Source organism: Bordetella genomosp. 7, from assembly GCF_002261265.1.
In the GTDB taxonomy this organism is placed as follows: domain Bacteria; phylum Pseudomonadota; class Gammaproteobacteria; order Burkholderiales; family Burkholderiaceae_B; genus Bordetella_A.
The window spans coordinates 446,649-462,151 of sequence record NZ_NEVK01000001.1 but is presented as its reverse complement, the minus strand read 5'-3'; the positions used below and the strand labels follow the sequence as shown (position 1 = coordinate 462,151).

15 protein-coding genes are annotated in these 15,503 nt (G+C 65.1%); 7 read left to right on the top strand and 8 right to left on the bottom strand.

Going from position 1 to position 15,503, the window contains the following annotated elements; genetic code table 11:
- Window positions 1-12: 12 nt before the first annotated feature.
- The 3 genes from tolB (at window position 13) to ybgF (ending at window position 2,634) form a co-directional block, all read left to right on the top strand.
- The gene (gene tolB / locus CAL19_RS02155; RefSeq protein WP_026639290.1) at window positions 13-1,335 is read left to right on the top strand and encodes a Tol-Pal system beta propeller repeat protein TolB; all 1,323 of its coding nucleotides are present in this window, start codon (window positions 13-15) and stop codon (window positions 1,333-1,335) included.
- Between the two features lie 32 nt (window positions 1,336-1,367).
- Complete coding sequence (gene pal / locus CAL19_RS02150; protein WP_026639291.1) at window positions 1,368-1,871, top strand: peptidoglycan-associated lipoprotein Pal; 504 nt, start codon at window positions 1,368-1,370, stop codon at window positions 1,869-1,871.
- A gap of 85 nt (window positions 1,872-1,956) precedes the next feature.
- Window positions 1,957-2,634 carry a tol-pal system protein YbgF gene (ybgF, locus tag CAL19_RS02145; protein WP_026639292.1) on the top strand — a complete coding sequence of 226 codons (678 nt, stop codon included), beginning with the start codon at window positions 1,957-1,959 and terminating at the stop codon, window positions 2,632-2,634.
- Between the two features lie 57 nt (window positions 2,635-2,691).
- On the opposite strand, the gene CAL19_RS02140 is transcribed toward ybgF, so the two are convergent.
- Together CAL19_RS02140 and CAL19_RS02135 are read right to left on the bottom strand one after the other, a co-directional pair.
- Window positions 2,692-3,594: a DMT family transporter gene (locus tag CAL19_RS02140; RefSeq protein WP_094795888.1), complete on the bottom strand. Its 903-nt coding sequence runs from the start codon at window positions 3,592-3,594 to the stop codon at window positions 2,692-2,694.
- Between the two features lie 20 nt (window positions 3,595-3,614).
- Window positions 3,615-4,112 carry a YbaK/EbsC family protein gene (locus CAL19_RS02135; RefSeq protein ID WP_026639294.1) on the bottom strand — a complete coding sequence of 166 codons (498 nt, stop codon included), beginning with the start codon at window positions 4,110-4,112 and terminating at the stop codon, window positions 3,615-3,617.
- A 117-nt stretch (window positions 4,113-4,229) separates the two neighbouring features.
- On the opposite strand from CAL19_RS02135, the gene CAL19_RS02130 reads away from it, so the two are divergent.
- On the top strand, window positions 4,230-5,033 hold the full coding sequence (locus CAL19_RS02130) for an alpha/beta fold hydrolase (protein ID WP_094795887.1): 804 nt from the start codon (window positions 4,230-4,232) through the stop codon (window positions 5,031-5,033).
- 59 nt (window positions 5,034-5,092) lie between these two features.
- On the opposite strand, the gene CAL19_RS02125 is transcribed toward CAL19_RS02130, so the two are convergent.
- The 5 genes from CAL19_RS02125 to CAL19_RS02105 form a co-directional block, all read right to left on the bottom strand.
- A complete protein-coding gene (locus tag CAL19_RS02125; protein ID WP_026639296.1) occupies window positions 5,093-5,848 on the bottom strand; it encodes a TerC family protein in 756 nt (251 codons plus the stop codon).
- Between the two features lie 75 nt (window positions 5,849-5,923).
- Entirely contained in the window at window positions 5,924-8,038 is a 2,115-nt protein-coding gene (gene fusA, locus CAL19_RS02120; RefSeq protein WP_094795886.1) for an elongation factor G, read from the bottom strand.
- Window positions 8,039-8,218: 180 nt separating this feature from the next.
- Window positions 8,219-8,689: a universal stress protein gene (locus CAL19_RS02115; protein WP_026639298.1), complete on the bottom strand. Its 471-nt coding sequence runs from the start codon at window positions 8,687-8,689 to the stop codon at window positions 8,219-8,221.
- Between the two features lie 90 nt (window positions 8,690-8,779).
- A complete protein-coding gene (locus CAL19_RS02110) occupies window positions 8,780-9,127 on the bottom strand; it encodes a TIGR01244 family sulfur transferase (protein ID WP_026639299.1) in 348 nt (115 codons plus the stop codon).
- A 70-nt stretch (window positions 9,128-9,197) separates the two neighbouring features.
- On the bottom strand, window positions 9,198-10,613 hold the full coding sequence (locus tag CAL19_RS02105; protein ID WP_094795924.1) for a PLP-dependent aminotransferase family protein: 1,416 nt from the start codon (window positions 10,611-10,613) through the stop codon (window positions 9,198-9,200).
- A gap of 169 nt (window positions 10,614-10,782) precedes the next feature.
- Here CAL19_RS02105 and CAL19_RS02100 point away from each other — a divergent pair, with 169 nt between their 5' ends.
- Genes CAL19_RS02100 through CAL19_RS02090 form a run of 3 tightly spaced genes read left to right on the top strand, consistent with a single transcriptional unit; the run spans window position 10,783 to window position 13,279 of the window.
- Entirely contained in the window at window positions 10,783-11,688 is a 906-nt protein-coding gene (locus CAL19_RS02100) for a DMT family transporter (RefSeq protein ID WP_094795885.1), read from the top strand.
- Window positions 11,685-12,317, top strand: coding sequence for a LysE family translocator (locus CAL19_RS02095; protein WP_026639302.1), 633 nt, complete (start codon window positions 11,685-11,687; stop codon window positions 12,315-12,317). The genes CAL19_RS02100 and CAL19_RS02095 overlap by 4 nt, the downstream gene beginning before the upstream one ends.
- Window positions 12,318-12,370: 53 nt before the next feature.
- A complete protein-coding gene (locus CAL19_RS02090; protein WP_094795884.1) occupies window positions 12,371-13,279 on the top strand; it encodes an alpha/beta hydrolase in 909 nt (302 codons plus the stop codon).
- An 88-nt stretch (window positions 13,280-13,367) separates the two neighbouring features.
- On the opposite strand, the gene CAL19_RS02085 is transcribed toward CAL19_RS02090, so the two are convergent.
- Window positions 13,368-15,050, bottom strand: coding sequence for a methyl-accepting chemotaxis protein (locus CAL19_RS02085; protein WP_094795883.1), 1,683 nt, complete (start codon window positions 15,048-15,050; stop codon window positions 13,368-13,370).
- Window positions 15,051-15,503: the final 453 nt, after the last annotated feature.

The window sequence follows — 15,503 nt, the reverse complement described above, 5'->3', positions numbered from 1 at the left end:
AGATTGCTGACCATGACTCCCGCCTTTAGCCGCGCCCTTTCGCCAGGGCTTGCGCGCATGTATGGCGCGCTGTTCACCGTACTGATGGTAGCCGCGGCCGTGTTTGCGTGGCAGCCGGCCCATGCGCAACTGCGCGTCGATATTTCCGGAACCGGCGCCACACAATACCCCGTGGCCATTGCCGACTTCGCCGTAGATGAGGTGCACGGCCGCGCCATCGCCGAAGTCATCCGCGCCGATCTTACCCGTACCGGCCAGTTCCGCCTGATCAGCGCGGCTGGCTCGGGCCTTAACGTAGATTCGCCGGTGGCTTACGACGACTGGCGCACCAAGGGCGCCGACTTCCTGGCTTATGGCAGCATCACCCGTGGCCCGGATGGCCGCTACGAGGTGCGCTACCGCCTGGCCGACACGGTCAAGAAGGGCCAGCTGGACGGTGTGGCGTTCTCCGGCAGCGAAGCCGAGCTGCGCCGCGTCGCGCACCAGATCGCCGACCGGATCTACGAAAAGATCACCGGCGTGCGGGGCGTGTTCTCGACGCGCATCGCCTACGTGCTCAAGCGCGGCAACACCTATGAATTGCAGGTTGCCGATGCCGACGGACAGAACCCGCAGGTGGCCTTGCGCTCGCGCGAGCCCGTCATCTCGCCCTCGTGGTCGCCCGATGGCAGCAAGCTGGCGTACGTGAGCTTCGAATCCGGCAAGCCGGTGGTGTATGTCCACACACTGGCCACCAGCGCGCGCATACCCGTTGCCAACTTCAAGGGCAACAACAGCGCGCCGGCCTGGTCGCCCGACGGCAGCAAGCTTGCGGTGGCCCTGACCCGCGACGGACTGTCGCAAATTTACATCGTCAGCGCCGATGGAAGTTCGAATGCGCGCCGCCTGACGCGTTCTCCGGGCATCGACACCGAGCCGACCTTTACGCCCGACGGCCGTTCAATTATCTTTACCAGTGATCGTAGCGGTGGTCCGCAGATCTATCAAACCAGTCTCGATGGAGGCGATGCGCGTCGGATTACTTTTAACGGTAGTTACAACATCTCACCCCGAATTTCCCCCGACGGTTCCACGCTGCTGTACGTTTCCAGACGCGACGGCGCGTTTCGCATCGCCTCACTACAGCTTGCCACCGGCACTGAAACCTTGTTGACCGACGGGCGCGACGATCAATCTCCAAGTTTCGCACCCAACGGAATGCAGATTCTGTACGCCGCAGTTCAAAACGGGCGCAGTGTTTTGGCAGGAGTATCCAGTGACGGGCGCGTGCGCCAGACGCTCTCGGTACTGAACGGCGAAATACGTGAACCGACCTGGGGTCCTTTTACCCGCTAAACACGTATGACCCTTTTTGCAAAGGAACAATCATGAAAATGCGCATTGCCAAAAGCCTTACTATTGCAGCCCTTGCAGCCGCCCTGGCGGCCTGCAGCTCTGTACCGCTCGACGACCAGGCCGGGCAGGCCGGCTCCGGCACCAGCGGCCAAGGTACGGCATCCGGCCAGATCATGGATCCGTTCAACCCGCAGAGCGTATTGGCGCAGCAACGCTCGGTGTACTTTGATTTCGACAGCTACACGGTGCCCGAGCAATATCGTGGGCTGGTGGAAACGCACGCTCGCTACCTGGCGTCGAATCAACAACAGCGCGTCCAGATCCAGGGCAACACTGACGAACGCGGCGGCGCCGAATACAATCTGGCCCTGGGCCAGCGCCGTGCCGACGCTGTACGCCGCATGATGACCCTGCTGGGCGTCAGCGACGCGCAGATTGAAACCATCAGCTTCGGCAAGGAAAAGCCCCGCGCCACGGGCAACACCGAGGCCGACTTTGCGGAAAACCGCCGCGCCGACATCGAATATCAGCGCTAAGCACGTCTGCATCCAGGCACTGAAGCGCGTCGGAACGGTCAAGCGGCCGTTCCGACGTTTTTGTTTTGAGAATCCGGGAATCTTTATGCGCGCTCACGTTCTGCCTCTGCGTACACTGGTTTTGACGGCCGCCCTGGCCGCCGCCACCTCTGCCCACGCCTTTTCCGATGACGAAGCCCGCCGCGCCATTCTCGATCTGCGCAAGCAAGTGCAGCAGCAGAACGAGCAGAATCAGCGCGCGCGACTGCAACTGGCCGACCAACTGCAAGCCTTGCAGCAAGAGATCACCCAGTTGCGCGAACAGCTCGAGCTCGTGTCGCGCCAGCAACCCAGCACCCAGCCGGGCCAGGCCGGCGCAAACAACCCGCCGGGCGCCAGCGCGGCAGACCCGCGCGAACAAGCCGCGTACGATGGCGCCATCGACCAGTTTCGCAAGGCCCAGTACAAAGACGCTGCGGAATCATTGGCGGCCTTCATCGCCCTGTACCCCACCAGCCAGCTGGCGCCCAGCGCCAAGTTCTACCTGGGCAGCAGCCGTTATGCCGCGAAAGATTACAAGGGCGCCATCGAACAGCTGAACCAGCTGGTGCAGGAATCGCCTGACGATGCCCGCGCCCCCGATGCCCTGCTGGTAATTGCCGGCAGCCAGATCGAACTGAATAACCGCGCTGGTGCCAAGGCGTCGCTGGAACGCATCGTGCGCGACTACCCGAACACCCCCGCTGCCGAGACGGCCAAGAATCGCCTGCAGTTGCTGCAGTAAGCGACCGTCGCGGCTGTGCGGCCCGCCACCAGGCGGGCCGTTTTCATTGGCCGGGCGTCAGCCGGACCAGGCCAGCAATAAGCCCACGCCCAGGACGATCAATGCAATACCGGCAAGTTCGCGGCGGCTGGATGCATGCGAAAACAGACGCCGCGACAGCAACTGCGCGAAAAGAACCTCTACCAGCCCCAGGGTGCGCACGTTGCTGGCCGCGGTCAGCGCAAAACCCAGGAACCAGCCCTGCGATGCACTGGCGCCCAGAAGGCCGCCCCAGATCGAAGCCCGCCAGGCGGCCATGCAGGCCTTGAGCAAGGCGCGGTTGAACAACAGCATCCACAGCACCAGCACCAGCGTCTGCACGCCCAGCGACCAGGCCAGCGTCCAGGTGGCCTGGAGCACGAAGCTGCCGCCGTCGAGTTCGAGAATGGCGCCGCGAAAGCCTATGGCGGACAAAGCAAAGAACGCGCCCGAGACCAGCCCCAGTAACGCCGGCCGCAACCTGCCGCGGCCGGCCGCGACTGCCGGATCGCCCGACATCAGGACGACGCCGAACGTGGCCACCATGATTGCGACAATGCTGAGCCAGGACAAGGGGTCGCCCAGCACCACGAAACCGAATACGGCGACCTGGATGGGTTCTGTCTTGGTCCAGGCGGTGACGACCACGAAAGACCGCTCGCGCATGGCGGCAAGCATCAGCGCGGTTGCGGAGATCTGCGCCAGCGCGCCGCCCAGCACGAACAGCATGAATTCGAAGCCGCCCTGCGGGGCCTGGCCGCCATCGACCAGCATCACGATGGCCAGGAACAGCAAGGCGAAGGGGAAGCCGAACAGGAACCGCACCTGGGTCGCCCCCAGCGTACCCAGTGTTGCGGTAAGGCTGCGCTGCACGGCGTTGCGACCCGCCTGTGCGGCCGCGGCCGCTACGGTGGCGGGTATCCAGACCCAAGTCCAGTCCATGGAGATGTTCCTGGTGTGCGCTATGCGCGCAAGGCGATATCGGCAACCGGCGCGCCGGTCATGGAGGCGAGCTGCTGCGGGCTTAGCGGAAACACCGCATGAGGATGTCCCGCGGCGGCCCACAGGGTGTCGTACTGGAACAGGTCCTGGTCGATGAGCATGTTGGGCTTGACGGTGTGCCCGATGGGGCAGACGCCGCCGATGGCATAGCCCGTCATCTCGCGCACGTAGCGGGCGTCGGCCTTGCCGAGTTCGCCAACCAGCGAGGCCACCTTGGTCTCGTCTACACGGTTCACGCCGCTGGCGATGACGAGCACGGGCGCGTTGTCGGCCAGCCGCCGGAAAATGATGGACTTGGCGATCTGCGCCACCTGGCAGCCCAGGCCCTGGGCCGCTTCGGCGGACGTCTTGCCGGTTTGCGGCAGGATGACAATGGAATGGTCGTGGCCCAGCTCTTGCAATAGCCGGGCAACCCGCTGCGCAGATTCGGGCAAGGAAGCGACGGATTCAACAGACATGCTGTGTCTAGGTTCCGAAGGAAAAGTTTGGCGCCCTGAGGCAAGGCCACTGAGTTTAGCAGCGGCAACGGGGCGGGGCGCTAGAATCACGCGCTGGACACCCGGCCCGATACCCCTATGCGTTCAGAACCTCAGCTGCCGTTGCAGACGGCCATCATCAACGGCTACCCCCTGACTTACACCGAGCATGGCGCAGGCACTCCCCTGGTGCTGGTGCACGGCTCGCTGTGCGACTGCCGGTACTGGAAGTCGCAACTGGGCCCGCTGGGGCGGTCGTTCCGGGTGCTGGCGCTCAGTTTGCGGCACTATTGGCCCCAACAGTGGGACGGCACGGAATTTTCGTTGCGCCAGCATGTGGACGATGTGCTCGCCTTCATCGACCAGGTGGGCGAAGGCGCGGCGCACCTGGTGGGCCATTCGCGCGGCGCGCGAGTGGCCCTGGAAGCCGCGCTGCGGGGCACGGGCAGTGTGCGCTCGCTGACGCTGGCGGATCCCGGCCTGCCCTTGCCGGGAGTCGAGGAACGCGCACGCAGCGGGTTCCGGGAACGTGCCCTGGCGCTGATTGAATCGGGCGAGATGGATGCGGGGCTGGCCTTGTTCGTAGACACGGTGTCGGGCGCGGATACGTGGCGCCGCATGGTGCCGTGGTTCAAGGACATGGTGCGCGACAACGCATCGACACTGCGTGGCCAGGTGTCCGAATCTTTGCCGCCGGTGTCGCGCGAGCAGGTGGAAAGGCTGGGCCTGCCTACGCTGCTGATCGGCGGCGCGCTGAGCCCGGCGCCCTACCCTGCAGTGCTGGATATGCTGACGGAATGGCTGCCGACGGCCCGCAGGGAAGTGATACAAGGCTCTTCACATGGGATGAACCTGGGCAATCCGCGGGCGTTCAACGCCGCCATCGAAGACTTTCTCGGCTGAAAGAAGGGCGCCCGGGCCGGGCGCCCATTGTTTCGGCGCGGCCCCGCCCGGGCGTGGCGCTATGCGCCGGCGCCGTCTCCGGCCGGCCCTCTCTTGGCACGGCGGGCGAGCATGTTCAGGGCTTCGACCAGGGCGGAAAACGCCATGGCGGCGTAGATGTACCCCTTGGGCACGTGGGCGCCGAAGCCTTCGGCGATGAGTGTCATCCCTATCATCAGCAGGAAGCCCAGCGCGAGCATCACCACCGTGGGATTGCGCTGGATGAAGCGCGCCAGTGGGCCGGCGGCCAGCAGCATGACCGTGACCGCCACGATGACGGCGATGAACATGATGGGTATGTGTTCGGTCATGCCGACGGCGGTGATGATGCTGTCGATAGAAAACACCAGGTCCAGCATCAGGATCTGCCCGATGGCGGCGGCGAATCCGAGGGTCGCGGGCTTGCCCTCGAACATGTCGCCTTCCGGCTCGCGGTCGACGTGATGGTGGATTTCTTTGGTGGCCTTCCAGACCAGGAACAGCCCGCCCGCAATGAGGATGATGTCGCGCCACGAGAAGCCCTGCCCGAACAAGGTAATGACAGGCTGCGTCAGCTTGACGATGATGGCGACGGTGCCCAGCAGCGCCAGGCGCAGGATCAGGGCCATGCCGATGCCGATGCGCCTGCCGCGCTCTTGCTGCTCGGGCGGCAATTTATTGGTCAGGATGGAGATGAAGATGAGGTTGTCGATGCCCAGCACGACTTCCATGGCGATCAGGGTGGCCAAGGCGGCCCACGCGGCGGGCTGCTGGGCAAGCTCTATCAGTTGATCCATGTGGCTCTCCGGCTGTAGGTCAGCCCATGATAGCTGCATGCCCGCAGCCGCACCGCCCGCGCTGGCAACCGGTTGTTAACGGGCCGCGCCGCCATGGGCGGCAACGACCTGCGCGGCCACCTGGCCGGGCGCCTCGGCGTAGTGCTTGAATTCCATGGTGTAAGTGGCGCGCCCCTGGGTCAACGACCGCAGCGATGTGGAATAGCCGAACATTTCGGCCAGGGGCACTTCGGCGCGCACCAGCTTGCCGCCGCCTCCGGCGATATCTTCCATCCCCTGCACCATGCCGCGACGCGAAGACAGGTCGCCCATGACATGGCCGGTATAGTCTTCGGGCGTCTCGACCTCGACATGCATCATGGGTTCGAGCAGGGCCGGCCGGGCCCGCCGCATGCCTTCCTTGAAAGCCATGGAGCCGGCCGTGCGGAAGGCGTTCTCGTTGGAATCGACATCGTGATATGAGCCGAAAACCAGTGTGACCTTGACGTCGACCACCGGGTAGCCGGCCAGCACGCCCGCATTGAGGCTTTCGCGCACCCCGCGCTCGACGGCTGGTATGAATTCACGCGGCACCACCCCGCCCTTGATGGCGTCGACAAATACGAACCCCTGGCCCGGCGGCTGGGGTTCGAGCCTGAGCACCACGTGGCCATACTGGCCGCGGCCGCCCGACTGCTTGATGAACTTGCCTTCGACCTCGTCACAGGTTTGGCGGATGGTTTCGCGGTACGCAACCTGCGGCTTGCCCACGCTGGCCTCGACATGAAATTCGCGTTTCATGCGGTCGACGAGGATCTCAAGGTGCAGCTCGCCCATGCCGGATATGATGGTCTGCCCGGATTCTTCGTCGGTGCGCACGCGAAACGACGGGTCTTCCTGGGCCAGGCGGTTCAGGGCCAGGCTCATTTTTTCCTGGTCGGCCTTGGTCTTGGGTTCTACGGCCTGCGAAATGACCGGATCGGGGAACGACATGCGTTCGAGAACGATGACGTGGTTCGCATCAGTCAGCGTATCGCCCGTCGTGACTTCTTTGATGCCCACCGCGGCCGCGATGTCGCCCGCATAGACTTCGCTGATCTCGCGCCGCTCGTTGGCGTGCATCTGCAGCAGCCGCCCCAGGCGCTCGCGCTTGCCCTTGAGCGGATTGAGGACCGAATCGCCCGACTTGACGACGCCGGAATACACGCGGAAGAACACCAGTTGCCCCACGAAGGGGTCTGTCATGATCTTGAACGCCAACGCCGAAAAGGGTTCATCGTCTGCCGGATGCCGTTCGACCTCGCGATCGCGTTCGTCATGGCCCCGGATGGCCGGCACGTCGGCCGGCGAAGGAAGGTAATCGATAACGGCGTCCAGCATGGCCTGCACGCCCTTGTTCTTGAAGGCGCTGCCGCACAGCATGGGCACGATCTCGTTGGCGATGGTGCGCATGCGCAGGCCGCGCTTGATATCGGCTTCGGACAGCGGCTCGCCGGACAAGTACTTTTCGAGCAGGGCCTCGTCGGCCTCGGCCGCCTTTTCGACCATATGGTCGTGCCATTGCCGGGCCTGGCCGGCGAGTTCGTCGGGGATGTCGCGGTACTCGAACTTTACGCCCTGGGTCGCGTCGTCCCAGATAATGGCCTTCATTTTGACCAGGTCGATCACGCCCTGGAAATGATCTTCGGCGCCCACGGGTATCTGCACGGGCACCGCATCGCCCTTGAGACGTTCGGCGATCTGCTTCTGTACGCGAAAGAAGTCGGCCCCGACTCTGTCCATCTTGTTCACGAACGCCAACCGCGGCACGCCATACTTGTTGGCCTGGCGCCAGACCGTTTCGGACTGCGGCTGCACGCCTCCCACCGCGTCGTACACCATACAGGCGCCGTCGAGCACACGCATCGAACGCTCGACCTCGATGGTGAAATCGACGTGGCCCGGCGTATCGATGATGTTGATGCGGTGTTCGGGGTAATTTCCGGCCATGCCACGCCAGAACGCGGTGGTGGCGGCCGAGGTAATCGTGATGCCGCGCTCTTGCTCTTGTTCCATCCAGTCCATAGTCGCCGCGCCGTCATGGACTTCGCCCAGCTTGTGCGTGATGCCGGTATAGAACAGTATGCGCTCGGTGGTGGTTGTCTTGCCGGCATCGATATGCGCGCTGATACCGATGTTGCGGTAATGATCGATACGCGTCTTGCGAGTCATGGCGGCCCCTGATGGTAGGTATCGGCGGGACGCCCGGCGCAGCGACGCCCTGTGCAGATATTACGCGCGCCCGATCGCAAAACACCAGATCCCCCTGCGCGCGCCGCAGGTATGGGCAAAAAACAAAACGGCCAGCCGCATGAAGACATGCGACTGGCCGCCGGACGGCTCGGCGAGCCTTTATTTCTTTTCTTTGTCTTCCTTGACTCGGTACACCAGCACCGCGGTGTGGGCCAGCGACAGCACCTTGGCCGTGACGCTGCCCAGCAGCAGGCGCGACAGGCCGCTGCGGCCATGGCTGCCGATGAAGATGAGGTCGCAGCCGTTTTCGGAAGCGGCCTGCACGATGCCGTCGGCCACGTTGAAGTTGGACACGGCGCGCGACTGGGCCTTGACCCCCGCCGTGTCGGCACGGTCGAGGATCAGCTTCAGGTATTTTTCGGCTTGTTCGGCCGAGGCCTTTTCGTAGTCTTCATCGGTGATGGCGTAGGCGGCTGCCATGCCGTCGAACCCGATGGTGGCGGCGAAAGGTTGCGTGACGTGCAGCGCGACGACCTCGGCGTTTACCGAGCGCGCAAAGCAGATGCCGGCATTGGCGGCCTGCGCCGATAGCGGAGAACCGTCGGTGGGGATCAGGATTCTTTTGAACATATTGTGGGCTCCTGGCTGCTAGGTTGGAAATCCCATGCTACCGGAATTACCGGCAGGCCGCATTGCGGTCTACCCGCAGAATGCGAGGCGTCAAGACAACTGTTGCGACGCGACGAAAAGGTTAGTGCATCGGGTGCCGGTGCGGCAATACGCCAGCACGGGGCCCGGCATCGTGCGCAGCAGTTCTGCAAAGCGCGCCACATCGTCGGCGGTCATTGCGCTGCCGATGACCGGCTGGTACTCGACCTGCAGCCCCGCCTCGCGCGCCGCGCGTGCGACGTCGGCAGCCGTAGGCTGGTCGGGCCCGCCTTCGTAATCGGGGCGGTTGATGATTACACTTTTGTATCCGGCGGCGGCGACGCCCGCCATGTCTTCGGGCGTGAGCTGCGGCGCAACAGCGAATTTGTCGGTCAGTGGCTTGATCGGGACGTCGGCCATGGCGGTTCCTTGGTGATGTAGCTTATTAGAACAGAGGAACAGTATATGTCTTCCGCCGGCGCCGGGCATATCAATTGCCCGGCTCGGCCAGGACGTCGGCCAGGGCATCCCAGATGCCCGGAGTGTCTACCATGGCCACCGAGAACCGCATCATCGTCGAGGGCGCCTGCGCGGGCGAAAAAAGGCTGCCTGGCGCCAGCAGCAAGCCCCGGCTGGCCGCAGCACGCGCCAGGGTTTCCGAGTCGCGGCCGCAATCGGCCCACACGAACATGCCTGCGTGAGGCTCGTGACGCACGGACACCCCCAGGCCGGCCAGCGCCGCCAGGCATCGCTGGCGTGCCGTGTTGACGCGCGCGCGCACGCGTTCGATGTGCCGGCGGTACTGGCCTTCGACCAGCACCCGGTGCACCACCCGCTCGCCAAGTTCAGGCGTGGTCAGGCCGGCCAGCATTTTCAGGTCGGCCAGCTTGCGCACCAGTTCTTCGTTGGCCGCCAGGTAACCCACCCTGAGACTGGCGGCGAGCATCTTGGAAAACCCCCCGGCCAGTATCACGCGGTTCAGCCGGTCGAGCGAGGCCAGCTTTGTGGCCCCGCCGGGGTGCAGTTCGCCATAGGTGTCATCTTCCACCACCAGGAAATCATGCCGCTCGGCCAGGCGCAGGATGTCGTACGCGGCGCCCGCCGACAACGTGTGGCCCGTGGGGTTGTGCACGGCCGTATTGACGATGAACAGGCGCGGCTTGTGCAGCGCGGCCAGGCGGTCGAGCTGCTGCAGGTCCGGACCGTCGGGCCAGCGCGGCACGCCGACCAGCCTGGCGCCAAACGCGGCCAGCCGGCCGAAGATGACAAACCACGCCGGGTCTTCGACCAGCACTGCGTCGCCCGGGCGCACCAGGTGGCGGGCGATCAGGTCGAGCCCGTGTGTGACGCCGTTGGTGGTGAGCAAGTTGCGGTCGGGGTGCGCCGGCACGCCCTCGGCCTGCAGCCGCGACGCGAGTTGCTGGCGCAGCGGGCCATAGCCCAGCTCCGACCCATAAGACACCAGTTGTCCGCGCACCGAGCGGCCCACGGCGCGTACCGCAGCCGCGACCATGTCGGGATCGAGCCAGTCTGCCGGCAGCAGCCCTGCGCCGCCCGGCATGGCCAGGGCCGAGGGCTCGCGGAACATGCTGCGCAGCAACCACGCCACGTCGATACGGGCCGGCGGCGCCAACCCGGTGTTGCCGGCCGGGCCGCTGCCCGCCACGGGCGCCAGCGGGCCGCGCCGCGCGCGTACAAAAAAACCCGCGCCACGGCGGGACTGCACCAGCCCGCGGGCCACCAGGCGATCGTAGGCCTCGACCACGGTAAAACGGCTTACGCCGGCCTGCTGCGCCATTTTCCGGATGGAGGGCAGCCGGGTGCCGGGCCGCAGACCCTGATCATCGATGCGGCGCGCCACGTCGTCGGCCAACTGCGTCACCAGCGTGGCGTCGGCCTGGCGCACGGGGCGCCAGCCCACGGGCACATCGGAGGAAGTTGCGACTGTCATGGCGGTTTTACCAGGCCAGTATTCAAGCTGATATGGAAAAGTGTACCGGTACTGTACTGACCAATTTGCGTAGAGTGGCAGAAACCTTCTCAACCCGCAAGCCTGTTCCCCGGTATCACTCTCTATGTCGCGCCCTACCGCTATTGCGCCGTCCGCCCCTGCAGCACCACTGGAGGGCTATGGCTACGGCCTGCTGGGCGTGCTGGTCTTTTCCCTGACGCTGCCCATGACTCGGGTAGCCGTCACCGAGCTGTCGCCAGCCTTGATCGGCCTGGGCCGGGCCTTGCTGGCGGCCGTGCCGGCAGCCCTGCTGTTGTGGCTTACTCGCAGCCGCCTGCCACGCGGCCATGAGTGGTCCGGCGTTGTGCTGGCCGCGGCGGGCATCGTAGTGGGATGGCCCCTGGCCTCTACCCTGGCCATGGCAACGGTACCGGCCGCTCACGGCGCCGTCTTCAACGGGTTGCTGCCACTGGCTACTGCGGCTTTTGCCGCGTGGCGAACGGGCGAACGCCCTTCGGCCAAGTTCTGGATATGGGCGCTGGGGGGCGCCGCTTTGGTAATGGGCTACGCGTTGCGGCAAGGCCATGGCAGTCTGCAAACCGGCGATCTGTGGCTGCTGGTGGCTGTGTTGCTGGGCGGCCTGGGCTATGCCGAGGGCGGCCGCGTCGCGCGCACGCTGGGTGGCGCCCGCACCATCTGCTGGGCGCTGGTCGTCAGTGCGCCCGTGATCGCCGCACCCGTGGCGTGGATGGCTGCCCGCGCGCCGTGGCCTTCGCTGCCCGTGGCCGCTTCCTTCGCATACCTGGCATTCGGCTCGATGTTCCTGGGGTTTTTCGCCTGGTACCGGGGCCTGGCGGTGGGCGGCATCGCCAAGGTAGGCCAGGTGCAATTGCTGCAGCCTTTCATGACGGTGGTGGCCGCGGCGCTGTTCTTCAATGAAAGCGTCGACCCCCTGACCTACATTTTTGCGCTGGCCGTGGTCTTCATCATTGCCGGCGGGCGGCGCGCCATCGTGCGGAGGGCGTCATGACGCCATTACTGCCTGAGTCAACCTGGGCCGTATTGGGCCCGCTGGCCATGTTTGCCCTGGTAAGTTCCATCACGCCCGGCCCGAACAACATCATGCTGGCATCTTCGGGCCTGACGTTCGGTTTCAGGCGCACCATCCCCCACATGCTGGGCGTGAACCTGGGCTTTACGCTGATGCTGGTGCTGGTCGGCCTGGGGCTGGGCACCCTGTTCGGCCAGCTGCCGTGGCTGTATACGGTGCTGAAGTACGCAGGCGCGCTGTATCTGCTGTACCTGGCATGGAAAATCGCGGGCTCGGGGCCCATGGAAGGCGGCAGCCAGCGCGGCCGGCCTTTTACTTTCTTGCAGGCTGCCCTGTTCCAGTGGGTCAACCCCAAGGCCTGGGTCATGGCGGTGGGCGTGATCGCCACCTATACTCCACAGGCTGGCTTTTACTGGAACCTGGCGCTGGCCGCCGCGGTATGCTGCGTGGTGAACCTGCCCAGCATCGGTGTCTGGACGGCCTTTGGCACGGCGCTGCAAAGGTTGCTGCACCATCCTCGCGCCATCCGGGCCTTCAATATCTCCATGGCATTGCTGCTGGTGGCTTCGCTGTACCCTGTCGCGCAGGACTTGCTGGCACTGGCCTGAACCGCCGGCATCGGCAGCGGGAACCCGGCGGCCCGCCGCCGGTCACATCCTTCATGCCCTTGCTGCCACGTCTATCCCTGCGCCGCCTGCTCGGAGCCGCCTTGCTCGCCACCGCCAGCGTGGTTGGCTGCACGCAGCTCGACGCCTGGCAGCGACACGCCATCTTCTCGCCGGAAACCGAACAGCAGCGCTGGTGGCGCGAGCCGCCCGCCGGCACGCAGATCTTCGATCTGCCCTTGCCCGGCGGCGACAAGGTGCATGCTTGGTATTGGCAGCATCCGCAGGGCGACGCACCCACGGTGCTGTATCTGCATGGCGCGCGCTGGAACCTGAACGGCAGCGCCTTCCGCATGGAAAGCTGGACGCGCATGGGCTATTCGGTGCTGGCCATCGACTACCGGGGGTTTGGCAAATCCACGCCCCTGTTGCCTTCCGAAGAAACCGCCAGCGAAGACGCCGCGGCGGCCCTGCAGGAACTGGCGCGCCGCCAGCCGGATCCGGCCCGGCGCTTCGTGTACGGCCACAGCCTGGGCGGCGCCATCGCCATCGGCCTGGCCGCCCGCCCCGACATGCCACCCTTCGCCGGCCTGATCGTCGAGTCCAGCTTCACCAGCATCGCCGCCATGCTGGGCACCCTGAAATGGGGCAAGCTGCCCGGCGCCAGCCTGTTGGTGACCCAGCCATTTGCGTCCGTCGAGAAGCTTGCCACGCTGACGACGCCGATGCTGCTGATGCACGGCACTGCCGACCGCGTGGTGCCGCACACCATGAGCGACGAACTTTTCGAGGCCGCGCTGAAGGTGCCGCCCGACCTGAAGCGCCTGGTGAAAATCGACGGGGCTTCGCACTCCGGATCGGTGCGCAGCGGCGCGGTCTATGAAACCGCCGTGCGCGATTTCATACGGGATGCGCAGCGCGCCTACCGGCACGGCGCCGGGGGCAATGTGGCGGCGCTGCCTTGACCCCGCCCATGTAATGACGAAAGCACAAGGCGTTGCGCCTTGCACCCTTAGTCGCGCCGGCCCGACCGGCCTGCGGGGCGAGCGCCGCTCAGGCAGCCAGCAGCTTGAGTTTGGGCGACTCGCCGGCAGCCTGCCCGGCCTGCGCGTCCGCCAGTGCGCGGTTCTGCCTGCGCAACTCCACGGCATCGACCTCGGCCAGCGAAACGTCCCGGTCGCTGAGGCGGAACACGCGTATCGTGTCATGCACAACGCTGGCCTGCTCGTTCAGTGAACTGGCGGCCGCCGCCAATTCTTCGACCATGGCGGCATTCTGCTGGGTAATGTCATCAAGCTGAGTGACCGACGTGTTCACCCGGCCGATACCGGCGGCCTGCTCCTGGCTTGCATCGTTGATGCGCTCCAGCGAGTGCATGACACGCTCGATGGCGCCCATGGCCTCGTCCATGCGCATGCTCGCCTCGCCGGCCCGCTGCTCGCCCAATTGCACCCGTTCGCCCGATTCGTGGATCAGGTCGCGGATTTCCTTGGCCGCCTGGCTGGTGCGCTGCGCCAGCGCGCGCACCTCGCTGGCCACGACGGCGAACCCCTTGCCATGGCTGCCGGCGCGGGCGGCCTCGACCGCGGCGTTCAACGCCAGGATATTGGTCTGGAACGCCACGCCTTCAATGACCTGGATGATGTCGGCGATTCGTTGCGATGCCTGAGAAATCTCGTGCATCGTCGCCACCACATTCTGTACCGCATCGTGGCTGCGCTGCGCCGCGCCCACCGTCTCGCGCGCCAGGTCCGCGCCGGATTCGGCCATGCTGTTGGTCTGCCGCGCGGCGTGATTGATTTCATCCATGGCCGACGCGGTAGCTTGCAGGCTGGCCGCCTGCGCCTCGGTGCGTGCCGACATGTCATGGTTGCCGCTGGCGATCTCTTGCGCGCCCCCGCGCAGATTGACGACTTCCTCGCGCACGTCGCGCACCACGGTGCGCACGGATACCGCCAGCTGCGCCAGGGCCAATTGCAGCCGGCCCAGCTCGTCTTTGCCATTGACCCGGACATGCTGGGTAAGATCGCCCGCGGCCAGGATATTCGCGGTGCCTATCACGTCGCGCAGCGGACGGACCACGACGCGCACCAGGTGATGCGCGGCCAGGGCCGCCCCCAGCAATCCGGCCAGCAGCGGCACCCATGCGGGCGCGCCATAGGGCTTGGCCACAAAGTAGGCAAGCGGCGTGGCGGCGGCGGCAAACCCCGCGGCCAGCACGATCTGCGCCCGCAGGCCCAGCGAAAACACGCGCCGCAGGCGGCCCGACAGGCTGCGTTCGCGCAGCACGCCGCCCTGCAACACGTGTACGCGCCGGCCCTGCGCGGCTTCCTCGCGCATTGCGGCGTACAGCGCCTCGGCTTCGTCGACCTCGTGTTGCGGCGCGTGCGTACGCACCGACAGATACCCCACGATCTGCTCGCCGCGTCGCAACGGCGTGGCATTGGCGCGCACCCAGTAGTAGTCGCCGTTCTTGCGACGGTTCTTCACCAGCGCCGTCCAGGGCGCGCCCGATTGGATCGTTGCCCACATGTCGCGGAACGTCTCTTCCGGCATGTCGGGATGGCGCACCAGGTTATGCGGCTGCCCAATCAGTTCAGCGCGCGAATAGCCGCTTACCTCGGCGAAATTGGCATTGCAATAAGTAATGCGTCCCTTCAGATCGGTAATCGAGACCAAGGTCTGGTCAGGAGGGAACTCGTAGCTATGCTGGGTAACCGGCAGATTGACGCGCATTTGACTCTCCCCGGGGCCAAGGCGATTGTTCTTATAGGCAGCATCGCCATCGCCCACCCCATCCAAATTTGCATCTATGATATACAAAACATTTTTATTTATTTGTAATAATTTTGTTTTGTTGCAAATGGGCGCCAAGCTGTAGGCCAACAGCCGGCACGCAGGCCTGGCCCAACGCCGCAACGGCAATCCACATCGCCCTATCCGATCCCGTCACGACAAGGCCAGAGCGTACGCGCGACGAAACACTGCCAGCGCGAGAATCACTGGCGGGACTTGGCAGCTGTTCGGAAGATCGAGAAATCAGGAGATATCGGTACGCGTGCCGCAAAACACCAAGGGCCTAGCCATAACGGCTAAGCCCTTGGTGCTTTGGGAATCCTGGTGGGTGGTACAAGGTTCGAACTTGTGACCCCTGCCGTGTGAAGGCGAGATTCTGGAGTTCCAGGAAAT

Bases quoted from the DNA above. Each gene is read 5' to 3' on its own strand.
- CAL19_RS02135 (WP_026639294.1), bottom strand. From the start codon at position 4,112: ATGTCTGTTGAATCCGTCGCTTCCTTGCCCGAATCTGCGCAGCGGGTT.
- fusA (WP_094795886.1), bottom strand. From the start codon at position 8,038: ATGACTCGCAAGACGCGTATCGATCATTACCGCAACATCGGTATCAGC.
- CAL19_RS02115 (WP_026639298.1), bottom strand. From the start codon at position 8,689: ATGTTCAAAAGAATCCTGATCCCCACCGACGGTTCTCCGCTATCGGCG.
- CAL19_RS02100 (WP_094795885.1), top strand. From the start codon at position 10,783: ATGTCGCGCCCTACCGCTATTGCGCCGTCCGCCCCTGCAGCACCACTG.
- CAL19_RS02130 (WP_094795887.1), top strand. From the start codon at position 4,230: ATGCGTTCAGAACCTCAGCTGCCGTTGCAGACGGCCATCATCAACGGC.
- pal (WP_026639291.1), top strand. From the start codon at position 1,368: ATGAAAATGCGCATTGCCAAAAGCCTTACTATTGCAGCCCTTGCAGCC.
- tolB (WP_026639290.1), top strand. From the start codon at position 13: ATGACTCCCGCCTTTAGCCGCGCCCTTTCGCCAGGGCTTGCGCGCATG.
- ybgF (WP_026639292.1), top strand. From the start codon at position 1,957: ATGCGCGCTCACGTTCTGCCTCTGCGTACACTGGTTTTGACGGCCGCC.
- CAL19_RS02085 (WP_094795883.1), bottom strand. From the start codon at position 15,050: ATGCGCGTCAATCTGCCGGTTACCCAGCATAGCTACGAGTTCCCTCCT.
- CAL19_RS02125 (WP_026639296.1), bottom strand. From the start codon at position 5,848: ATGGATCAACTGATAGAGCTTGCCCAGCAGCCCGCCGCGTGGGCCGCC.
- CAL19_RS02095 (WP_026639302.1), top strand. From the start codon at position 11,685: ATGACGCCATTACTGCCTGAGTCAACCTGGGCCGTATTGGGCCCGCTG.
- CAL19_RS02090 (WP_094795884.1), top strand. From the start codon at position 12,371: ATGCCCTTGCTGCCACGTCTATCCCTGCGCCGCCTGCTCGGAGCCGCC.
- CAL19_RS02110 (WP_026639299.1), bottom strand. From the start codon at position 9,127: ATGGCCGACGTCCCGATCAAGCCACTGACCGACAAATTCGCTGTTGCG.
- CAL19_RS02140 (WP_094795888.1), bottom strand. From the start codon at position 3,594: ATGGACTGGACTTGGGTCTGGATACCCGCCACCGTAGCGGCCGCGGCC.